Annotated in this window: 1 protein-coding gene; it reads left to right on the top strand. The window is 36.3% G+C overall.

Annotation, left to right across the window (positions count from 1 at the left end; translation table 11 throughout):
• Window positions 1–363: 363 nt before the first annotated feature.
• A partial coding sequence (locus I6U48_RS28775) for an acetyl-CoA C-acyltransferase (protein ID WP_218323951.1) occupies window positions 364–1085 on the top strand: 722 nt, incomplete at its 3' end.

Here is a 1085-nt window from a genome sequence, read left to right as displayed (position 1 = left end):
GAGGGAGTAACTATTGAAGATATATTAGGTGCTACTGAAGCTGATCTAGTAATTGATGATAACTTAAAAGTTATGGAAGCGTAGAAATTAAGTAGAAAACCACATTGTACAAAATTGCTAGAGGACAAATGACAGAGGGCAGAGGACAGTGAAGGAAAGTTTTCTTCCTTTCGTCAGAAAACTAATTTGTTTTTTTAGGCTTGTTTTGCTAAGGCAAAACATCGCTAATCTATATAAATTAAAGATTTTTCGTAGTGTAGCGGAGAAAAATCCTCCTTCATTGTCCTATGTCAATTGTCCTCTGTCCTCTAAAATGTTTTTGTAAGTTAAATGTTATTATTGGATATATATAGGAGGTTCACAATGAAAGAAGTAGTTATTGTAAGTGCAGTTAGAACTGCAGTTGGAAAATTTGGAGGAGCTTTAAAGGATGTTCCAGCAGCAGAATTAGGAGCTATAGTTATTAAAGAAGCACTTAATAGAGCGAAGGTTAAGCCAGAATTAGTTGATGAAGTTATAATGGGTAACGTTATACAAGCAGGTCTTGGTCAAAATGTTGCAAGACAAGCAATAATAAAAGCGGGACTTCCAGAAGAAGTACCAGGCTTTACATTAAATAAAGTTTGTGGTTCAGGCTTAAGAGCAGTTAGTTTAGCAGCTCAAATGATAAAAGCAGGAGATGCAGAGGTTGTAATAGCTGGTGGTATGGAAAACATGTCAGCAGCACCCTATGTACTTCCTACTACAAGATGGGGACAAAGAATGGGCAATGGAGCTATTGTAGATACAATGGTAAATGATGCTCTTACAGATGCTTTCCAAGGCTACCACATGGGAATGACTGCAGAAAACATAGCTGAGAAGTGGAATTTAACTAGAGAAATGCAGGATAAATTTGCAGCAGCCTCTCAACAAAAAGCAGAAAGAGCTATAAAGGAAGGCAGATTCAAAGATGAAATAGTTCCTGTAGTTATAAAAAATAAAAAGGGAGAAATAGTATTTGACACAGATGAATTCCCTAGATTTGGAACAACAGCAGAAGCTTTAGGAAAATTAAAGCCAGCCTTTAAGAAAGATGGAACAGT

It is taken from the genome of Clostridium thailandense (assembly GCF_019207025.1).
GTDB classification, from domain to species: Bacteria; Bacillota; Clostridia; order Clostridiales; family Clostridiaceae; genus Clostridium_AM; species Clostridium_AM thailandense.
Note: the sequence above shows the minus strand (reverse complement) of the source record. Positions and strands in the feature narration are given on the sequence as shown.